Raw genomic sequence first — 269 nt, forward strand, 5'->3', positions numbered from 1 at the left:
TTGTGATTCATGACTGGGGTGAAGTCGTAACAAGGTAACCGTAGGGGAACCTGCGGTTGGATCACCTCCTTACCTTAAAGAACCTGCCTTTGCAGTGCTCACACAGATTGTTTGATAAATAATAAATTTCAAAATGTACTGCAAAGTGCATTGTGAAATTTTGCTCTTTAAAAATCTGGATCAAGCTGAAAATTGAAACGACACACAGTTAATGTGTGTTCGAGTCTCTCAAATTTTCGCGACACGAAGTGAAACATCTTCGGGTTGTG

The 269-nt window shown here is 40.1% G+C and carries 1 rRNA gene; it reads left to right on the top strand.

Annotation, left to right across the window (positions count from 1 at the left end):
• A 16S ribosomal RNA gene (locus ACQUTP_RS25710) occupies nucleotides 1-72 on the top strand; the annotation flags it as partial.
• Between the last annotated feature and the right edge of the window lie 197 nt (nucleotides 73-269).

Origin of the sequence: Klebsiella sp. 2-CIP_Kleb. (genome assembly GCF_050378715.1) — a bacterium.
GTDB classification, from domain to species: Bacteria; Pseudomonadota; Gammaproteobacteria; order Enterobacterales; family Enterobacteriaceae; genus Klebsiella; species Klebsiella quasipneumoniae.